Origin of the sequence: Deinococcus sp. AB2017081, from assembly GCF_034440735.1 — a bacterium.
Lineage (GTDB): Bacteria > Deinococcota > Deinococci > Deinococcales > Deinococcaceae > Deinococcus > Deinococcus rufus.
This window is the reverse complement of the sequence record NZ_CP140098.1, coordinates 2283166-2303143: the sequence shown is the minus strand read 5'-3', so window position 1 is coordinate 2303143 and position 19978 is coordinate 2283166. Positions and strand designations below refer to the sequence as shown.

The 19978-nt window shown below is 69.2% G+C and carries 16 protein-coding genes; 13 read left to right on the top strand and 3 right to left on the bottom strand.

Annotated features, from left to right (window positions below; genetic code table 11):
- Positions 1 to 40: 40 nt before the first annotated feature.
- The 4 genes from U2P90_RS11100 to uvrC all read left to right on the top strand — a co-directional run bounded on the left by U2P90_RS11100 (position 41) and on the right by uvrC (position 5147).
- On the top strand, positions 41 to 910 hold the full coding sequence (locus U2P90_RS11100; protein ID WP_322472146.1) for a C40 family peptidase: 870 nt from the start codon (positions 41 to 43) through the stop codon (positions 908 to 910).
- The gene (locus tag U2P90_RS11095) at positions 898 to 1935 is read left to right on the top strand and encodes a dipeptide epimerase (protein WP_322472145.1); all 1038 of its coding nucleotides are present in this window, start codon (positions 898 to 900) and stop codon (positions 1933 to 1935) included. The genes U2P90_RS11100 and U2P90_RS11095 overlap by 13 nt, the downstream gene beginning before the upstream one ends.
- On the top strand, positions 1932 to 3143 hold the full coding sequence (locus tag U2P90_RS11090) for a Gfo/Idh/MocA family protein (RefSeq protein WP_322472144.1): 1212 nt from the start codon (positions 1932 to 1934) through the stop codon (positions 3141 to 3143). Before U2P90_RS11095 ends, U2P90_RS11090 begins: the two co-directional genes overlap by 4 nt.
- A gap of 150 nt (positions 3144 to 3293) precedes the next feature.
- Complete coding sequence (uvrC, locus tag U2P90_RS11085; RefSeq protein ID WP_322472143.1) at positions 3294 to 5147, top strand: excinuclease ABC subunit UvrC; 1854 nt, start codon at positions 3294 to 3296, stop codon at positions 5145 to 5147.
- A 123-nt stretch (positions 5148 to 5270) separates the two neighbouring features.
- Here uvrC and U2P90_RS11080 read toward each other — a convergent pair whose 3' ends face one another.
- Complete coding sequence (locus U2P90_RS11080; RefSeq protein ID WP_322472142.1) at positions 5271 to 5438, bottom strand: hypothetical protein; 168 nt, start codon at positions 5436 to 5438, stop codon at positions 5271 to 5273.
- Positions 5439 to 5658: 220 nt separating this feature from the next.
- Between U2P90_RS11080 and U2P90_RS11075 the strand changes: the two genes are divergently transcribed.
- Positions 5659 to 6393, top strand: a complete 735-nt coding sequence (locus U2P90_RS11075) for a phosphatase PAP2 family protein (protein ID WP_322472141.1) — start codon at positions 5659 to 5661, stop codon at positions 6391 to 6393.
- Here the strand turns inward: U2P90_RS11075 and U2P90_RS11070 are convergent.
- A complete protein-coding gene (locus U2P90_RS11070; RefSeq protein WP_322472140.1) occupies positions 6380 to 7699 on the bottom strand; it encodes an aspartate kinase in 1320 nt (439 codons plus the stop codon). The two genes, U2P90_RS11075 and U2P90_RS11070, sit on opposite strands and share 14 nt — an antisense overlap.
- Positions 7700 to 8018: 319 nt before the next feature.
- On the opposite strand from U2P90_RS11070, the gene gap reads away from it, so the two are divergent.
- The 6 genes from gap (at position 8019) to U2P90_RS11040 (ending at position 17398) form a co-directional block, all read left to right on the top strand.
- Positions 8019 to 9011 carry a type I glyceraldehyde-3-phosphate dehydrogenase gene (gene gap, locus U2P90_RS11065; RefSeq protein WP_322472139.1) on the top strand — a complete coding sequence of 331 codons (993 nt, stop codon included), beginning with the start codon at positions 8019 to 8021 and terminating at the stop codon, positions 9009 to 9011.
- A 118-nt stretch (positions 9012 to 9129) separates the two neighbouring features.
- Positions 9130 to 10302 carry a phosphoglycerate kinase gene (locus tag U2P90_RS11060; protein WP_322472138.1) on the top strand — a complete coding sequence of 391 codons (1173 nt, stop codon included), beginning with the start codon at positions 9130 to 9132 and terminating at the stop codon, positions 10300 to 10302.
- Positions 10299 to 11036, top strand: coding sequence for a triose-phosphate isomerase (tpiA, locus tag U2P90_RS11055; RefSeq protein WP_322472137.1), 738 nt, complete (start codon positions 10299 to 10301; stop codon positions 11034 to 11036). The genes U2P90_RS11060 and tpiA overlap by 4 nt, the downstream gene beginning before the upstream one ends.
- A 137-nt stretch (positions 11037 to 11173) precedes the next feature.
- Positions 11174 to 12517 (top strand): asparagine--tRNA ligase, encoded by a 1344-nt coding sequence (asnS, locus tag U2P90_RS11050; protein WP_322472136.1) that lies wholly within the window; start codon positions 11174 to 11176, stop codon positions 12515 to 12517.
- Between the two features lie 274 nt (positions 12518 to 12791).
- Complete coding sequence (locus U2P90_RS11045; RefSeq protein ID WP_322472135.1) at positions 12792 to 13811, top strand: LacI family DNA-binding transcriptional regulator; 1020 nt, start codon at positions 12792 to 12794, stop codon at positions 13809 to 13811.
- Between the two features lie 92 nt (positions 13812 to 13903).
- Positions 13904 to 17398 (top strand): glycosyl hydrolase, encoded by a 3495-nt coding sequence (locus tag U2P90_RS11040; protein WP_322472134.1) that lies wholly within the window; start codon positions 13904 to 13906, stop codon positions 17396 to 17398.
- 48 nt (positions 17399 to 17446) lie between these two features.
- On the opposite strand, the gene U2P90_RS11035 is transcribed toward U2P90_RS11040, so the two are convergent.
- Positions 17447 to 18391 (bottom strand): histone deacetylase, encoded by a 945-nt coding sequence (locus U2P90_RS11035; RefSeq protein WP_322472133.1) that lies wholly within the window; start codon positions 18389 to 18391, stop codon positions 17447 to 17449.
- Positions 18392 to 18440: 49 nt separating this feature from the next.
- Between U2P90_RS11035 and U2P90_RS11030 the strand changes: the two genes are divergently transcribed.
- The gene (locus U2P90_RS11030) at positions 18441 to 19448 is read left to right on the top strand and encodes an NAD(P)H-dependent flavin oxidoreductase (RefSeq protein WP_322472132.1); all 1008 of its coding nucleotides are present in this window, start codon (positions 18441 to 18443) and stop codon (positions 19446 to 19448) included.
- Positions 19445 to 19936 (top strand): GNAT family N-acetyltransferase, encoded by a 492-nt coding sequence (locus U2P90_RS11025; RefSeq protein ID WP_322472131.1) that lies wholly within the window; start codon positions 19445 to 19447, stop codon positions 19934 to 19936. The genes U2P90_RS11030 and U2P90_RS11025 overlap by 4 nt, the downstream gene beginning before the upstream one ends.
- Positions 19937 to 19978: the final 42 nt, after the last annotated feature.

The window sequence follows — 19978 nt, the reverse complement described above, 5'->3', positions numbered from 1 at the left end:
CTGGCCGCCCACCCTCAGTCGGCAGCGCTACGCTGGGGGGATGAGTCCTGATCTCGATTCCCGCGTCCACGCCATTGACGACGCGACCCGCACAGCCGAGGCCGCGCTGCGCCCGCAGCTGAAGGATGACGGGTGGACGTTCGTGACCCCCACGCCGGCACTGGCCGGGAACGCCCGCGTGTCGCTCCGGGCCGCGCCGTCCGCCACGGCGGCCCAGGTGAGCGAGGCGCTGCCCGGAGAGGCCCTGGAGCTGCTGTGGGACGGCCCGGCCGGCTGGCAACGGGCGCGCACCCTGCACGACGGGTATCTGGGGTGGGTGCAGCGTGACGCCGTGAGCACGGGGCAGCCGGGCGAGCTGCGGGTCACGGCGCTGCGGGCCCACGCCTACGCGGGGCCGAAGGTCAGCCAGCCGGTGGTGGCGGAGCTGTGCCTGGGCAGCCGCGTGGCACCGGCCGACGGAGAGATCGTCGAGGAGCAGGGCCGCCGCTGGGTGCCGGTGCGCCTGCCCGACGGCACCGGGGCGTGGGTGCAGGAGGTCGTGCTGGCCCCGCTGGGCACCGTGGACGCGGCGGCCCTGGCCCTGCGCTTTCTCGACACGCCGTATGTGTGGGGCGGGCGCAGCGCGTGGGGGCTGGACTGCTCCGGGCTGACGCAGGTGGTGGTGGCCCAGTGCGGGCACGCCCTGCCACGGGATGCGGATCAGCAGCACGCGGCGCTCAGGGCCGTCGAGTCGCCCCGGCGCGGGGATCTGGCCTTCTTTCCCGGCCACGTGGGCCTCATGCTCGATGCGTCGCGGATGATCCATGCCAACGCCACCCACATGCGCGTGACGGTCGAGACGCTGGGCGAGGGCGACTATGGGCGGCGGCTTGCGGCGTCGCTGGAGGGCTACGGGCGGTGGACGGCGTGAGTGGGGCTGGCCTGACCTGGCAGACGCTCGACCTCCACACCGCGCAGCCTTTCGGGATTGCCCGCTGGACGCAGTCGGTCTACCCGCGCACCATCGTGACCCTCGACCGCGACGGCGTGCAGGGCCGGGGCGAGGCAGCCCCGAACGCCTTCTACGGCGAGACGGGCGGTACGGTGGAGGCGGTCTTGCCCCTCCTGATGGACGCGCTGGAGGATCCGTGGGACTGGGACGGCCTGGGGGCACGGCTGGCAGCGCGGATGCCGCAGGGGCATCCCAGCGTGAAATGTGCGCTGGAGATGGCGGCCGTCGAGTGGTGTGCCACCAGCGTGGGCCTCCCGGTGTGGCGGCTGCTGGGACTGAGCCCCTCGCCCCTGCCCCAGAGCAGCTACACGGTGTCGATCGCGGACCTGCCGGACATGCGGCGGCAGGCCCGGGAAGCCGTGGCGGGCGGCCACACCATCCTGAAGGTGAAGCTGGGCACGGAGCGTGACGAGGCGATCCTGGAGGCCCTGCGCGAGGAGGTGCCGCACGTGCGGCTGCGCGTGGACGCGAATGCCGCGTGGAGCCGGGCCCGGGCCCGCCGCCTGCTGGGCGTGCTGGAGGCCGCGCGGGTGGAACTGGTCGAGCAGCCGCTGGCCGCCGGGGATTTCGACGGTCACGCGGAGTTGCGGGCACGTTCCGGGGTGCCCATCGTCGCGGACGAGAGCCTGCACCACGTGTCAGATGTCGTTCAGCTGGCACGGGCCTTCGACGGCGTGAACCTGAAACTCGCCAAGCTGGGGGGGCCGCTCCAGGCGCTGCGGGCCCTGCGGATCGCACGGGAGCATCACCTGACCGTCATGATGGGCTGCATGATCGAGAGCAGTCTGGGCATCAGCGCGGCGGCGCACCTCGCGGGCCTGTGCGACTGGGCCGATCTGGACGGTGCTCTGCTGCTCGCGGACGATCCGTTCAGCGGGCTGGAGTGGGAGGCAGGCTCGTTGAACCAGCCGCTCGCGCCCGGCTGGGGCGTGACCCGGCGATGACGCCGCAGGTGGCGATCCTCGGCTGCGGGAACCGGGGCGCGGACGTGTACGGCAGGCACCTGACCGCACAGGGGGCCACGGTCGGGTACCTTGTCGATCCGCGTCCGGCACGGCTGGCCGAAGTCGCCGTGCGGCTGGGGGTTCCAGAGTCAGCGACCTTCACCCACTGGGACGACTTCTTCGCCCTGGGACGGGTCGCCGACGCGGTCGTGATCGCCACGCCGGATCACCTGCATGTGGAGCCGTGTGTGCGGGCGCTGGCCCTCGGGTACCACGTGCTGCTGGAAAAACCGATCTGCCTGGACGAGCAGGAACTGGACGTCATCGCGGCGGCGCAGGCGGCGTCCAGTGGCACGGTCACCGTCTGCCATGTGCTGCGGGCCACGCCCTTCTTTCTGGACGTGAAGCGGGTGGTCGAGTCCGGCGTGCTGGGGCAGCTGATCGGGATCACATGGACCGAAAACGTCGCGTCGTGGCACTACGCGCATTCCTACGTGCGGGGGAACTGGCGCCGCAGTCCGCCCGCCGCGCCGTTCATCCTTGCCAAGGCATGCCACGACCTCGACCTGCTGCGCTGGCTTGCCGACAGTGCGCCGGTCGCGGTCAGTTCGACCGGCCGCCTGAACCACTTCCGGCCCGAACACGCGCCGCCCGGGGCCAGCGACCGCTGCGTCACCTGTTCGGTCACGGACTGCCCCTACGATGCCCGGCGCATCTACGGCCCGCGGCCCGCCGGACAGTGGCCGGTCACGGTGCTGATGGCAGGTGGCGTGTCTCTGACGGACGCGCTGGAGCATGGGCCGTATGGCGAGTGCGTCTACGCCGGGCACAACGATGTCGTGGATCACCAGGCGGTGACGGTGGAGGTCGCGTCGGGCCTGACCGCCCAGCTCACGGTCAGCGCGTTCACGCACAACAACACGCGCACCTTTAAGCTGGTGGGCTCACACGGCGAACTGCGCGGACACATGGAACGCGGGGCGCTGGAGATGCACGACTTGCGCACGGGCGAGGTCTCGGCGTGGACGGTCGAAGCGACCGGGAATCATGGGGGCGGGGATGTCGGACTCATCGCCGGTTGGCTGGCGGCTCTGCGCGGCGAGGCGGAGTGGCCGTCTCCCCTGCTGGCGTCGCTGGATTCGCACCGCATGGCGTTTGCGGCCGAGCGGAGCCGGGGATCAGGTGTGGTTGTTGCTCTGGAGGGTTGAGTTGTTATGCGGGGATAACATAGAAGTGTACAAGTGAATAGTTTCACGATCAGCTGGGTTCGTGAAAATGTCTCGGCCATTGTTTTCCCATGGCAACTCTTGGTGCCTCAACGCCCCGTCACAGACCTAAACCTCATCTATGCTGTCTGCGTGCATCTCGACGACCTGCCCGTGCTGCCCACCAGCCCCGGCGTGTACATCTTCCGCAAGGGCGGTGTGCCCATCTATATCGGGAAGGCGAACAACCTGCGCTCGCGGGTCATGCAGCACTTCAAGGCCGGCGGCAAGAGCGGCAAGTTCACCGCGCTGGCCGAGGTGCTGGAGTTCATCACCGCCCGCAACGAGGTCGAGGCCCTGGTGCTGGAGGCCAACCTCATCAAGCAGCACCGGCCGCACTACAACGTGCTGCTCAAGGACGACAAGCACTATCCGTTCCTGAAGCTGACCAACGAGGCCTTCCCCATGCTGGTGGTGACCCGGCGGGTGCTGAAGGACGGGGCGCAGTATTACGGGCCCTACCCGGACGCCTCGGCGGTGCGGCGGGTCAAGCACCTGATCGACACGATGTTTCCGCTGCGCAAGAACAGTGGGCTGCCCCTCCAGAAGAAGGCGCGGCCGTGCCTGAACTTCCACATGGGCCGCTGCCTGGGGCCGTGCGTCGACCGGGCTGATCCGGCCGACTACGGGCGCGTGGTGGACGATGTCCGGGCGCTGCTGGAGGGCCGCGCCGCGCCGGTGATCGCCCGGCTCCGGGCCGATATGGCCCAGGCCGCGAAGGGGCAGGATTTCGAGCAGGCCGCCCGGCTGCGTGACCGCGTACAGGCGGTCGAAAAACTGTTCGGCACCGAGCAGCACGCCTTTGTCAGCGACGAGACCGACCTGGATTTCCTGGGCGTGGCGCAGGCCGGCGAATACGCCATGGTGCAGCTGTTCCGGATGCGGGCCGGGCGCGTGGTGGGCCGCGACAAGCGCTTCCTGACCAACGCCGAGGACGGCACGCTGGGCGAGGTCGTTGAGGCCTTCGTGCAGGACTACTACACCCAGGCCACGCACGTCCCGCCCCTGATCCTGCTGCCCGAGGGCTTCGATGATGCGCCGCTGTGGAGCGTCTTTCTCTCGGAGAAGGCTGGGCGTAAGGTCGAGATGCGCACGCCCCGGCGCGGCGACAAGGTCGATCTGGTCGCCATGGCGCAGCGCAACGCGAGCACCGGCCTGGAGAGCGAACTGGCCCTGCTGGAACGCCGGGGCGACCATCCCGGCCTGGACAGCCTGCGCGAGGTGCTGGCGCTGCCGGATCGTCCGTGGCGCATTGAGGGCTACGACAACAGCAACCTGTTCGGCACGAATATCGTCTCGGGCATGGTCGTGTTCGAGGGTGGGCGGTCGCGGCGCGGCGAACACCGGCGGTTCAAGGTCAGGGGCCTCGATCATCCGGACGACTACACCAGCATGAAACAGACGATCCTTCGCCGCTTCACCGGCAGCCTGTCAGACAAGCTGCCGCTGCCGGACCTGATGCTGATCGACGGGGGCCGCGGTCAGGTGAACGCCGCGCTGGACGCGCTGAACGAGGCAGGGGTGCAGGTGCCGGTCGTGGGTCTCGCCAAGCGCGAGGAGCGGCTGATCCTGCCGGGCCGCTTCGGAGCACAGTGGTGGCTGGAGTCGGGCAGCGAGATCGGCGTGAACCGGGAACTGCTGCTGCCCCACACCCATCCCGCCCTGCGGATGCTGATCGCGGTGCGCGACGAGGTGCACCAGTACGCGATCACGTACCACCGCAAGCTGCGCGGCGACCTGATGCTCCGCAGCGTGTTCGACGACCTGCCGGGGATCGGGCAGAAACGGCGGGACGCGCTGCTGGAACACTTCACCAGCCTGGAAGATCTCGCGTCGGCCAGCGTGGATCAGATCGCGGCCGTTCCGGGCATGACGGGCCGGGCGGCGCAGAGCGTCAAGACCTTCCTGGCGCAGCGCGAGGCGAACATGGTGCCGGTCAGCGAGTAGGTGCAGGGTCATGGAACGTGGCGTCTCCCCTGCTGCCGCGTCCCTCTGCCGCCTCAGCCGCTCCACCACAAGCAAAGCCGCCTGCGACTTATCGCAGGCGGTGGTGTGGGGTGCAGCGGATGGTCATGCGAGGTGCAGTCGAACCAGCAGGCGGCGCAGGTCGAACGCCGGGCGGGCGGGAGCGGCGGGGCGGGCCTTGCGGGCCAGACGGGCCAGGTGGTCGCGGCGGGCTTCCTCGCGGAGGTACTCGGGTCGGTGCTGGGCGTGGTACAGGTGGGCATTGAGATTCACGGTGGTCTCCGGGTGAAGCCGCTGCCCCTGTGGCATCCTTGCTCGGCCCTCTCTCGTGTTCCTATGGTGCGCTGTCACCCCCCTGACGCACATGCGCGGGGTGGCTCACCGCCGACTGAGCCGGGTGGCCTAGAACCACTGAGCCAGACGCACCGGGCCGCGCACGGAGCGTGAAAGAAGGCGCAAGTCATGACCGGACGGGGTGGAGTGTAATGACCGGATGATCCGTCAGCTCCGCTCCGAACTGCTGCCTCTTCTCCGCGTGCACTGGCGGCTGGTGCTGGTGGTGCTGCTCGGAGTGCTGGGGCCGCTGGTGCTGATCGCCCACGTCACCGAGGAGATCTTCGACGACGGCGGCTACGCCTGGGATCGCGCGATTCTGTCGTGGTATGTCGCGCACCGGACACCGGAACTCACACGGGCGGCCGAGACGCTGGCGCTGCTGGGCGGCATCCGGGTGCTGCCGGTCGTGACGGCGGCGGTCGCACTGCTGCTGGCCCGCTACCGCAGCCGCGCCCACGCGTGGTTTCTGATCCTGGCCGTGGCCGGCGCGACGCTGCTGAACGGGCTGGCCAAGATCTCGTTCCAGCGCCCCCGGCCCGAGGAACTGGGCGCGGTGCTGACCGAGCCCGGCTATTCATTTCCCAGCGGGCACGCCATGGCGAATGCCGCCTTCGGGATCGCGCTGGGACTCGTGTTCTGGAAGGGCCGCTGGGGCTGGCCGGTCATGCTGCTGGGCGTGGCATGGGCGCTGGTCATCGGGGCCAGCCGCAACTATCTGGGGGTGCACTATCCCACGGACGTCATGGTCGGCTTTCTGAGCAGCGTGGCGTGGGTGGTCGGACTGTATCTGGTCGTGCGCCGACGCTGGACCGTGCTGGCCGCCCCCGATGCCCCGGCGAGTCCGCACCACACGACCTCGCCGGAAGGGAACGCCGTGGTCAACCAGCGCTGACCGCAGTGCCCAGGCTGAAGGCCGCGTGCACCGAGCGCGTCGCATCGTCCACGTGAGCGGGGGCCGACACGCCCTTCTGACCGCGCATGCCGCTGCCCACGATCGCCAGGACGGCCACGTTGTCCTGCTGCTCGACCTGCAGTTCCAGGCTCACGCCGGCGCGCAGGGCGTTCAGGGTGCGCTCGGCATCCACGGTCTGCACAGCCAGCGACACGTTGCTCATGCTGGAACTCTGCGACACCATCAGCAGGGTGACGTTCTCGCGGGCGATCGCGTCGAACACGCTGGCGATCACCTCGGGGATGCCCAGCACGCCGGCTCCGCTGACATTGATGATGCTGACGTTGCGGATGGCAGTCACGGCCTTGACCGGGTGCCCGGCCTCGTCGCGCGGTTCGGCCTGCACGAGCGTCCCGGCGAAGTCCGGGTCAGAGGAGTTCTTCAGCCGCAGCGGAATGCCGCTGTCCTGCAGGGGCGTGACCGCCAGGGGGTGCAGCACCTTCGCACCGAAGTACGCCAGCTCCATGACCTCGCCGTAACTCAGGACATCGATGTTGCGGGCGTCCTTCACGACCCTGGGATCGGCACTCATGACACCGTCCACGTCCTTCCAGCCCCAGACCTCGGTGGCAGACAGGGCCTTGCCGATGATGGTCGCGCTGAAGTCCGTACCGCCGCGCCCCAGGGTGGTGATCGCACCTTTCTCGGTCTCCCCCATGAAGCCCGAGACGACCGGGGTCACACCTGCACCCAGCAGCCCGCTCAGGCGATCCTTGATGCGCCCGTATGTCCCGGGCAGCGGCCGCGCATTGCCGAAATGGGTGTCGGTCACGATCCCGGCCTCGCCGCCGGTGAGGTGGTGGGCCCGCTGTCCGAGCTGCTCCAGCGCGAGCTTCATGAGGGGGGCCGACAGCCGCTCCCCGAAGGCGACGATCAGGTCACGGCTGCGCGGCGTGAGTTCGCGCAGCAGATACACGCCGTACACCGCCTGGCGCAGGGTCTCGTGCATCTCGCGCAGTTCGCGCACGGTGTCGCTGTCCGGGGCCGCACCGAGTTCCTGGGCAGCCGTGAAGTGCCGGGTGCGCATGGCGGCGATCTCATCGTTCGCTCGGGCGATATCACCGGCCTGGGCGGCATCGGCGATCTGGAGCAGCTGGTTGGTCACACCGGCCATGGCGGACACCACGACCACCACCCGGATGCCCTCCTGAATACTGCGGGCCGCCAGGGTCGCGCTGTGGCGGATCGCCCGGGCGTCCTGCATGTTGGTGCCGCCGTACTTCATGACCAGGAGGGTGTCGCTCATGGGGTCAGTATGGCGCGGTGGTCTCCGGAGGCGGTGGGAGGTCTGGGCATTTCCCCGCCACCGGCCACTGAACCCAGAGTTAGATGCAGTGTAAGTGAATATATTCACGATTACGCCAGATCGTGAACTTTGTGTCTCATATGACTTTCTACTCGATCAGCGGCGGTCTCGATGACCAGTACAGCGATCCGGGCTGATCCAGTCTTCGGTCTAGGTTGGTGTCCTGTTGACACGAACCTGGCATCAGCCTTTGCGCGTAGACTGGGGCACGCGGGGTAAGGCTTTCCGACGTGGAGAGGCCCCAGGACTGGAGGGACGCATGAAAGTAGGCATCAACGGCTTCGGCCGCATCGGTCGACTGGTGTTCCGCGTGCTCGAAGCGCGCGGCGTCGAGGTGGTCGCCATCAACGACCTCACGGACAACAAGACCCTCGCCACCCTCCTCAAGTACGACAGCACGGCCGGACGCTTCAACGGCACCGTCGAGTACGACGACGCGTCCCTGACGGTGAACGGCAAGAAGATCCACGCACTGGCCGAACGCGATCCCGCCGCCATCAAGTGGGGCGAGATGGGTGTGGACATCGTCATCGAGTCCACCGGGATCTTCACCTCGCGCGAGGGCGCGGGCAAGCACATCGAGGGCGGCGCGAAGAAGGTCATCATCACCGCGCCGGCCAAGAACGAGGACATCAGCATCGTGCTCGGCGTGAACGAGCAGGACTACGACCCCGCCAAGCACCACATCATCAGCAACGCGAGCTGCACCACGAACAGCCTGGGCGCGCCCATGAAGCTCCTCGACGAGGCCTTCGGCATCGAGAAGGCGATCATGACCACCGTGCACTCGTACACCAACGACCAGCGCGTGCTCGACCTGCCGCACAGCGACCTGCGCCGCGCCCGCGCCGCCGCCGTGAACATCATCCCGACCAGCACCGGGGCCGCCAAGGCCGTGTCGCAGGTCTACCCCGCCCTGAAGGGCAAGTTTGACGGCACCTCGCTGCGCGTGCCCACGCCGGTCGGCTCGATCAGCGACGTGGTCGTGATCCTGGGCCGCGACGTGACCGCCGAGGAAGTCAACACGGTCTTCCGCAACGCCGCCGAGGGCAGCCACAAGGGCATCATCGAGTACACCGAGGACCCCATCGTGCTGCAGGACATCGTGGGCAACCCGCACAGCGCGATCATCGACGGCGGCCTGACCATGGCGATGGGCAGCCTGGTGAAGTTCTTCAGCTGGTACGACAACGAGTGGGGCTACAGCAACCGAATTGCCGATCTGACGCAGCTCGTGCAAGACAAGGGCTGACGCTCCGCCGCAGGTGGCGAGCGAAGCGAGTGATCTAAACCGCGCCGGGCCGCCCCGGCGCGGCAGGAGAGCAGCCAGACGGGTGGTTCCGCTGGCTGCTTTCGCCTCAGGAGGACGTATGCAGAACCTGAACCACCTCGACGTGAAGGGCAAGCGCGTGCTCGTGCGCGTGGACTACAACGTGCCGGTCAAGGACGGCGTCGTGCAGGACGACACCCGCGTGACCGCCAGCCTGCCGACCCTGCGGGCGCTGCAGGCGGCCGGCGCGCGCAACATCATCCTGATGAGCCACTTCGGGCGGCCCAAGAACGGCCCCGAGGACAAGTACAGCCTGAAGCCGGTCGCGCCCGTACTGGAGCAGGTGCTGGGCCAGCCGGTGACGTTCATCGGCGGCACGGCCGACAGCGACGACACGCTCGCGGCGGTGCAGGCGCTGCCGGAGGGTGCCGTGGCGCTGCTGGAGAACGTGCGCTTCAGCGCGGGCGAGGAGAAGAACGACGCCGACCTGAACGAGAAGTTCGCGCGGCTGGGCGACGCCTTCGTGCTCGACGCCTTCGGCAGCGCGCACCGGGCGCACTCCTCCGTGAGCGGCGTGGCCGGGAAGCTCCCGCACGCGGCGGGCACCCTGCTCCAGACAGAGGTGGACGCGCTCGGCAAGCTGCTGGACGGCGCGGAGCGGCCCTACGTGGTCATCATTGGAGGGGCGAAGGTCAGCGACAAGCTGCTCGTCATCGAGAACCTGCTGCCCACCGTCGACCGCATGCTGATCGGCGGCGGCATGGCGTACACCTTCGTCAAGGCGCAGGGCGGGAAGATCGGCAGGAGCATCCACGAGGACGACTTCCTGGACAAGGCGCGCGAGCTGCTCGGGAAGTATGGCGACAAGATCGTCCTGCCGACCGACACGCTGGCCGGCGACGCCTTCAGCGCCGACGCCAACACCCGCGTGGTGCCCACCAGCGACATCCCGGACGATTGGGAGGGCATGGACATCGGCCCGGCCAGCCAGGCGGCGTTCACGGCCGCCCTGAAGGGCGCGAAGACGGTGTTCTGGAACGGCCCGATGGGCGTGTTCGAGTTCGAGAAGTTCGCGTCCGGCACGAACGCCATCGCCAAGGCCGTGGCCGATCTGGGGACGGACACGTACTCCGTGATCGGCGGCGGCGACTCGGTCAGCGCCATCAACAGGAGCGGGCAGGCCGACCGGGTGAGCCATATCAGCACCGGGGGCGGCGCGAGCCTGGAACTGCTGGAAGGCAAGGCGCTGCCGGGCGTGGAGGCGATGAAATGAAGAACCTGCTCGCCCTGAACTGGAAGATGAACAAGACCCCCAGCGAGGCCCGCTCGTGGGCGGCCGAACTCACCGAGCGCTTCGAGGAGGGCGACGCCGAGCTGGCCGTCATGGCCCCCTTCGTGACCATTCCCACCCTGGCAGCGAACCTGCCGGCGGGCGTGGGGCTGGGCGCGCAGGACGTGTCCGCGCACGAGTCCGGCGCGTACACCGGCGAGACGAGCGCCGCCATGCTCGCCGACCTGGGCGTGCGCTACGTGGTCGTGGGCCACAGCGAGCGCCGCGAGTACCACGCCGAGTCGGACGCCACCGTGGCCGCCAAGGCGAAGCTCGCGCAGGCGAACGGCGTGACCCCGATCGTGTGCGTGGGCGAGAAGCTCGACGTCCGCGAGAAGGGTGAGCACGTCGCGTACACGCTGGAGCAGCTCGCCGGCAGCTTGGACGGCGTGGGCGCGGACGTGGTCGTCGCGTACGAGCCCGTGTGGGCCATCGGCACCGGCAAGACCGCGACCGCCGACGACGCCGAGGAACTCGCCGCCGCGATCCGCACGGCGCTGGAGCAGCGCTACGGGAAGCGGGCCGCGGACATCCGCGTGCTGTACGGCGGGAGCGTCAAGCCGGACAACATCGCGAGCATCTGCGCGAAGCCGAACGTGAACGGCGCGCTGGTGGGCGGCGCGAGCCTGAAGGCGGCGGACGTGCTGGGCATGAACGACGCGCTGAAGTCGAGCTGAACGACCCTCTGCCCTGCCAGACGTGGCGGGGCACTCCCCATCTTACATTAGTGAATTAATTCACGATATTGCCAGATCGTGAAATTTCTGTCCGCCGCATCCCCCGCCCTGCCGAAGTCTCTCTATACTGACGCGCGATGAGCTCCCACACCACCATCCGCGACCTGAAACAGCACGTCGGCGAGACGGTCACGCTGGCCGCGTGGCTGACCGACAAGAGCGGGAAGGGCAAGATCCAGTTTCTGAAACTCCGCGACGGCAGCGGCTTCGTGCAGGGCACCGTGTTCCGGGGCGACGTGACCGACGAGGTCTTCGAGGCCGCCAAACGGCTCACGCAGGAGCAGGCCGTGACCGTCACCGGTGAGGTGCGCGCCGACGAGCGCGCCCCGGGCGGCGTGGAACTCGCCGTGCGCGGGCTCTCTCCCATCTCGGAGAACCACGCCGAGTACCCGATCACGCCCAAGGAGCACGGCATTGAGTTCCTGATGGATCACCGGCACGTGTGGCTGCGCCACCGCCGCCCGTGGGCGGTCATGCGCGTGCGGGACTCCATTCAGCGGGCCATCGTGGACTTCTTCCACGGCGAGGGCTTCGTGCGCTTCGACGCGCCGTTCTTCACGCCGAACGCCGCCGAGGGCACCACGGAGCTGTTCGAGATCGACCTGTTCGGCGAGGACAAGGCGTACCTGAGCCAGACTGGGCAGCTGCACGCCGAGGCCGGAGCCTTCGCGTTCGGCAAGGTGTACACCTTCGGGCCCACGTTCCGCGCCGAGAAGAGCAAGACGCGGCGGCACCTGCTGGAGTTCTGGATGGTCGAGCCGGAGGTCGCCCCGAGCAGCCACGTCGAGAACATGAACCTGCAGGAGCGCCTCGTGTCCTCCATCGTGCGGCGCGTGCTGGACGAGTGCCAGACGGAACTGGAGCTGCTGGGCCGCGACCAGGCGAAACTGCGCGGCGCGGCCGAGGGGAACTACCCGCGCATCACGTACACCGAGGCGCTGGACATCGTGCGGCGGCACATCGAGGAGCGCGACCTGCCGCCCAACGTGCAGGAGGACGTGCAGCCCGTCGAGTGGGGCGACGACCTGGGCGCGCCGCACGAGACGATCCTGGGCCACCACTTCGACCGGCCCGTGATCATCGAGCGGTACCCGGCCGCCATCAAGGCCTTCTACATGCAGCCGGACCCGGCGGATCCGCGCGTGGCGCTGTGCGACGACATGATCGCGCCCGACGGCTACGGCGAGATCATCGGCGGCAGCGAGCGCATCCACGACTACGACCTGCTGAAATCCCGCATCGAGCACGAGGGCCTGCCGCTGGAGGCCTTCGACTGGTACCTCGACCTGCGCCGGGTGGGGAGCGTGCCGCACGCGGGCTTCGGCATGGGCCTGGAGCGCGTGGTCGCGTGGATCACGGGCATCGACCACATCCGCGAGGCGATCCCGTTCCCACGGATGCTGACGCGGATGCGGCCCTGACGGCACGCCGGTCACTCCACTGCTCCCCTGGCATGTGACCGGGGAGCAATGGAGTGGCCGGCCGCACGCGAACGGCGCGGCCATACGCCACCGCGCGCAGACCTCACCGGTATCAGATGTTCGTGCCGGAGGCAAGCGGATCTGACGGCTCCCATTTGACAACGTTTTCAGAATCCGTGTAAGCTCACGTTGTTCCACAATCCGTCCGCGCTGCACGGCAACCGCGCCGTGCCATACTCCGCCATCTGCCCTGCCGTGCAGGGGAAGGATCCGTATGACCCGAGCCGTGACCATCCGCGACATTGCCAGCGCCGCACACGTGTCGATCAGCACGGTGTCGCGTACCCTGAACGGTCAGGCGACCGTGGCCCCGGACAAGCGCCAGCGGGTGCTGGAAGCCGTGAGTCGGCTCGGCTACCAGCCGAACGCCCAGGCCCAGGGCCTGGTCTGGGGACGCAGCATGACCATCGGTGTGCTCACGCAGGACATCGCCAGCCCGTTCTACAGCGAGGTCGCGCGCGGCATTGACGCCGGGTTCGCCGGCAGCGGCTACCAGCCGGTGTTCGTGAACGGCCACTGGCAGATCCAGGACGAGGCCGAGGCGATGGTGGCCCTGACCCGCCGGCAGGTCGACGGGCTGATCATCCTGGGAGGACAGCTGGGCGTCTCCCAGTTGCGTGCCCTGGCGGCCCGGTATCCGCTCGTGCTCGTCGGTCGCCGGGTGACCGGCCTGGACGACGTGTCGCTGACGGTCGACAACGTGCAGGGAGCTGCCATGGCCACCCGGCACCTGCTCACGCTGGGGCACCGCCGGATCGGGCACGTGGCGGGCGTGGCGACCCAGCAGGACGCGATCGACCGCCTCCAGGGGTACCGGCTGGCCCTGGCCGAGGCCGGCGTGCCCTTCGATCCACGTCTGGTCTTCGAGGGTGATTTTCACGAGGCGAGTGGTATCCAGGCTGTCGAGCACTGGCTGGGTCTGGGGGTGGGCCTCTCGGCCATCTTTGCCGCGAACGACCAGATGGCCTACGGTGTCCGGCTGGGCCTGTACCGGCGCGGCATCCGGGTACCCGACGACATCTCGCTGGTCGGCTTCGATGATCTGCCGGCCTCGCAGTTCACGCTGCCGCCCCTGACCTCGGTGCGCCAGCCGCTGTTCGAGATGGGCCGCCACGCAGCCAGCACGGTGCTGCTGCGCCTGCGGGAGCCGGAGGTCCGTCCAGAAGTCAGCGCCCTGCCCCTCACCCTGAGCGTCCGCGAGTCCGTACGCTACGCGCCGGAGCGTGCCCTCTGACACCGGCGTCCCCGGCTGTCCTTCAGTTCTGAAAAGGTTTTCGACTCCCGCCTTCACGACGGTGGCCCAGCGCGGCACACCGGAGGTCATCCATGCCACGAACCCGTTCCGTCCTGTCCACCGCGCTCCTCGTGACCGTCGCCCTGTCCGCATGTGCGCGGGTCGAGCCCCAGGCCAGCGGCCCGACCTTCCAGGCCCTTGACTATGGCACCACGCCCCCCCCAGGGGCCAAGGGCGGCCCCACCAACACCAGCGGCGCGATCCTGACCCCCGCGTGGACGGCGAACGCCGCCGCGAAGGGCAAGGCCCCATCCAACGAGTTCTGGTCGTCGATCCTGTTCAAGCGCAATGCCGGGAACGCCTACAGCGAGAACATGTTCGCGCACCCGCTGGCCATGCACGCCCGCTCGGGCGGCCTGGAGATCAGCTACCCGACCACTGTGCAGGTCGTCGGAGCACCGGGTCTGGAGAAGTACGAGTACCCGTACACGCCGGACCTGACCCTGGGGGTCGCGGGCCTGAACTCACCGGACACGAAGACCGACGACTTCGGGGACTGGACGACCACCGCGTACTGGGCCGACGGCACGCGCACGCTGCGGGCGACCTTCGGGCACGGCCTGCCGTTCGTGTATGCCACCAAGACGGGCGGCAACGCGCAGATCACGACCATTGCCACGCCGACCGTGTGGTCGAACCAGGGCAACGTGCTGGGCGTGACCATCAACGGCCGCCACTACGGCATCTTCGCGCCCAGCGGCAGCACGTGGTCGGTCAGCAATACCGTGCTGACCTCCACACTGGGCGGCAAGGACTACTACTCGATCGCGGCGCTGCCGGACAACACGGTCGCCACGCTGAACGACTACAAAACGTATGCCTACAACTTCGTGACGGGCAGCACCGTCACCTGGAATTACAACGCGGGCACAGCCACCATGACCAGTACGTACGCGGTCACGACGACGGCCAAGGAGGGCACGGCGTCCGGCACCGTCATGGCGCTGTACCGCCACCAGTGGATGAATTCTGGCAGCGTGAACACCGGGTACACGTACGTGTCGCCGCGTGGGCAGATGAAGGTGGTCAAGGGCAGCACCAGCTTCACGACCTCGCAGAAGTTCCAGGGCGTGCTGCCGTACTTCCCGGACAACGGCACGGCCAACACGCTGAGCAGGACGCAGCTCGCCGCCTACGTGAACGAGGCCAACACCAGCGCGACGCTGAACCCCACAGGCGACTCGTACTGGGTCGGCAAGGGGCTGGGGAAACTGGCGGAACTCGTGCCGCTGGCCGAGCAGGTCGGCAACTCGGCAGCCCAGACGGCCTTCCTGGACGCCATCCAGCGTGTCCTGCAGGACTGGCTGGACGGGCAGGGCAGCAACTTCTTCTATTACAACCCCACCTGGGGCACCCTGATCGGCTACCCACAGGGCTACGGCAGCGAGGAAGAATTGAACGACCACCACTTCCACTGGGGGTACTTCATCAAGGCTGCCGCGCTGCTGGCCCAGTACCGCCCCGCGTGGGTGACCGGGGCCACGCCGCAGGGTAAGACCTGGGGAGCCAGCATCAACGACCTGATCATGGACGCCGCGAACTGGACGACGAACACGAGCCAGTTCCCGCGCCTGCGCAACTTCGATCCCTACGCCGGGCACTCGTGGGCCGCCGGGCACTCGGGCTTTGCGGCAGGCAACAACCAGGAATCCAGCAGCGAGGACATGAACTTCAGCACGGCGCTGGTGACCTGGGGGGCCGTGACCGGCAACACGGCCATCCGAGACCTGGGCATCTACCTGTACACCACCGAGACCACCGCCATCGAGCAGTACTGGTTCAACCAAAGCGGCGCGGTCTTCCCGGCGAACTTCGGCAAGCCGGCCGTGGGCATGGTGTGGGGCGACGGCGGCGCGTACTCGACGTGGTTCAGCGCCGAGAAGGAGGCGATCCAGGGCATCAACCTGCTGCCGATCACGGCCGGCAGCGTGTACCTGGGCCGCAACCCCACCTACCTGAAGACCAACTACGACTTCCTGGGCCGCGAGCCGAATTCGTGGAAGGACATCTTCTGGAGCACCTACGCCTTCTATGACGCCGCCGGGGCGCTGGGCAAGTTCGGCAGCGGCGGCTACACGCCGGAAGACGGCGAGACGAAGGCGCACACCTACCAGTACCTGCACGCCCTGAATGTCATGGGGCAGGTGGACACCACCGTCACCGCGAACATCCCGACCTACTCGGTGTTCAGGAAGGGCACGACGCGCACCTACGTGGCGTACAACCCGACCGCCAGCGCCGTGACCGTCACCTTCTCGGATGGCGCGACGCTGAACGTGCCCGCCCGGCAGGTGCTGTCCTCGCGTGGGACGGCCACGCCGCCGCCCACGTGCTCGACCGACACCACGGCCCCGAGTGCTCCCAGCGGCCTGACCTCGCCCGGCAAGACCAGCACCAGCGTGAGCCTGTCGTGGTCGGCCGCGACGGACAACTGCGGCCTGGGCAGCTACGAGGTCTACGTGAACGGGGCACTGAACACCACGGCCAACGGCACCAGTGCCACGGTGTCGGGCCTGAGCCCGAACACTGCCTACACCTTTAAGGTGCGGGCCAAAGACGCCGCCGGGAACGTCGGGGCATTCACGGGCGACCTGGGCGTGACCACGAGCGCGGCGAGCACCTCCACGAACCTGCCGGGCACCGTGACCACCAGCGGCGGCGCGATCGCCAACGGGGCGAGCAGATCATTCCCGGTGAACGTCACATCGGCGGGCACGTACCGCCTGTCGGTGCAGAACGCCTCCAGCCTGAACAGCCGCCTGATCAACGTGGCCTTCAACGGCACGAACTACGACCTTGCGGTGGACGCCGGGCAGACGGTCATCGCGGACTACCCGAACGTCGGCACGGGCGCGAAGACCATCGTGATTACGGCCAAGAGCGACGGTGTGGTCATCGGGACGGTCAGCGGCGCAAACCTCAGCGCGCCCAGCGATCCCTGCGCCGCCGATACCACCGCGCCCAGCGTGCCCACGGGCCTGACCTCGGGCAGCAAGACCAGCAGCAGTGTCAGCCTGTCGTGGAGCGGCAGCACCGACAACTGCGGCGTCAGCAAATACGAGGTCTACGTGAACGGGGCGCTGAACGCCAGCCCGACCGGCACGTCGGCCACGGTGAGCGGTCTGGCGGCGAACACCGCGTACACCTTCAAGGTGCGGGCCGTGGACGCGAGGAACAACGCCAGCGCCTTCACGGGCGACCTGAGCGTGACCACGGCGACCGGCGCGACGGTGGTACCGGGGGTCGTGACGACCAGCGTGGGGGCCATTTCCAACGGCGCAAGCAGGAGCTACAGCCTTCAGCTGAATGCCACCCGCAACGTCCGCCTGCTGATCACGAACGCCAGCACCACGGCCAGCACGGGATTCACGGTGAACTTCAACGGCACGAACCTGCCGCTGTCCATTGGCGTCGGGCAGACCATCCCGGTCGATTTCGCGGGCGTCACGGCCGGCACGAAGACCGTGACCCTCACCGCCACCACGGCGAACGTGAACCTGGGCAGGCTGGAGGCCGTGACGTACTGAGCCTCACCCTCCCCATCACCGGATGTCGCTCCACCGGCCCTGGCAGGTTCAGGGCCGGTTCGTCTGCTCCCCTGGCGACCGGAACGCCTCCAGCGCAGCGTCCAGGGTGCCCAGCCGCGCCGCGATCAGCGTGGCCGGATCACGGTGGTAGCCGCCCGCCATGACGGTGACCAGCGGCACCCGCGACCGAGCCGCCCAGCGGAAGACCACGTCGTCCCTGGCCCTCACGCCCGCCACACTCAGGGCCAGCCGGCCGAGCTGGTCGCCCTCCAGCACGTCGGCCCCGGCGAGGTAGCAGGCGAAGTCCGGGCGAAAGGCGGCCACGGCGGGCATGACCACGCCCTCCAGCGCCGCGAGGTAGGCCGCGTCCCCGGTGGCGTCGGGCAGGGGCACGTCCAGATCGCTGCGTTCCTTGACGAAGGGATAGTTGTTGGCAGCGTGGACGCTGACGGTCATCACGCGGGGGTCGTGCTGGAAGATGGCGGCCGTGCCGTTGCCCTGGTGGACATCCAGATCGATGACCACGACCCGCTGGGCCTGGGCGGTGTCGAGCAGCCAGCGCACGCTGATCGCCACGTCGTTCAGGAAGGAAAAGCCCTCGGCGTGGTCGGCATAGGCGTGGTGCGTGCCGCCGCCGAGGTGGAGACCCAGACCGCTGGCCAGCGCGTCGCGGGTGGCGGCCAGGGTTCCGCCGCTGCTCGCCACGCTCCGCCGGACGACGTCGGGCGACCACGGGAAGCCCAGCGCCCGCTCCTCGGCCCGGGTCACCTCGCCCGCCCGCCAGCGGCGCAGGTAGTCCGGGTCGTGAACCTGCCCGGCCAGCGCCCAGTCAAGATCCGGGGCGTCCTCCAGCTGGACGCGCTGCGCGGCTCCCTCCAGGAGCGCCGCGATGAATTCGCGCGGCGGAAACTGACGGCGGGGGGCCGGGCCGGGAAACCGCCCCGCGCGGCGGGACACGGTGTAGGCCCGGACGGGGGGCAGGGGGTCGGGCATGGGTGCAGGGTAGCGGCCTGTGCGCCCCAGGGCGCGGCATCATGGATGGATGGGAGCCGTTCTGGAACGCCTGGGCCTGACCGTGCCGATCGTTCTCGCGCCGATGGCGGGCGGGGTGGGCACGCCGGCCCTGGTGGCGGCGGTCTCGCAGGCGGGCGGGCTGGGCAGCATCGGGGCGGCCTACCTGACACCGGAACAGATCACTGCGCACGGGCAGGCGGTGCGGGCGCACACCGACCGGCCGTTCGCGGTGAATCTGTTCGCGCCGCTGCCGGTACCGACGGTCAGCGCAGATCAGGTGGCCGGCGCGTGTGCGGAGCTGGCTCCCTTTCACGCCTCGCTGGGCCTGCCGGCTCCTGCCCTGCCGGAGCACGTGCAGGAGGACTTCGAGACCCAGTTCGCGGCGGTGGTGGCCCTGCAACCCGCCGTGTGCTCGTTCGCATTCGGTCGGCTCGTTCCTGCCCACCTGTCGCAGCTGCGCAGGGCGGGCATCCTGGCGGTGGGCACCGCCACCAGCGTGACCGAGGCCCGCGTGCTGGAGGCCGACGGCGTGGACGCCGTGGTCGTGCAGGGGGGCGGGGCCGGCGGGCACCGGGGCGGGTGGCAGGAGGACGCGCTGGCCGACACGGTGGCCCTGACCCGTGCGGCGGTGAACGCGGTGCGCGTGCCGGTGATCGCGGCGGGTGGGCTGATGACTGCTGCTGATGTCCGCGCGGTGCTGGGCGCTGGCGCCACGCTCGCCCAGTGCGGCACCGCGTTCCTGCTGGCCGACGAGGCGGGCACGTCGGCCGCGTACCGGGCGGCGCTGACGGTGGGCGGCGAGACGGTGCTCACGACCGCGTTCAGTGGGCGCACCGCGCGTGGGCTGGCGAATGCGGTGAGCCGCGAGGTTCACACGCCGCTGCCGTACCCGCACCAGAACGCGCTGACGAGACCGCTCCGGGCGGCGGGGGCGGCAGCGGGCCGTGCCGACGTACTGAGCGTGTGGGCCGGGACAGGGTACGCGCAGGCGACCGCTGCGCCGGCAGCGTCCATCCTGGCCCGCCTCACGCCGTGACCGTCATCCTGAGGCCCCTGGCACCGGGCGACGAGGACGCAGCCGTGCGCTGGGCCGCCGACCCGGAGTTCTGCGCCGCCGCCGACTGGACACCCGGACTGTCCGCCCGCGCGGTGCGCCGCCACTGGCACGCGATCATCGCCGGGGGGGATCCGACCTTCCGGCGCTGGGGCGTCACGCACGGCGGTGGGCTGGTCGGCTACGTGGACCTCGCCCACCTGGACGGCCGGTCGGCGGAACTCGGCATCGCCATCGGCGACCGTGCGCTGTGGGGGCAGGGGCTGGCGCGGCAGGCGTGCGTGCAGGTGCTTGAAATCGCGTGGGCGCTGGGCCTGGCCGAGGTGACGGCCCTGGTGCATGAACCGAATGACCGCTCCCACGCCCTGATGCGCTCGCTGGGGCTCGTGGAGGCTGGTCAGGTCGAGCCGGAACGGTACCGGGGCGCGGTGGTGCCGGTGCGGCGGTACGTGATCCGGCGGCCAGACTGACGAACGGTTCCCCATCCATCCGGCCAGGACCCGGCCCGTCCG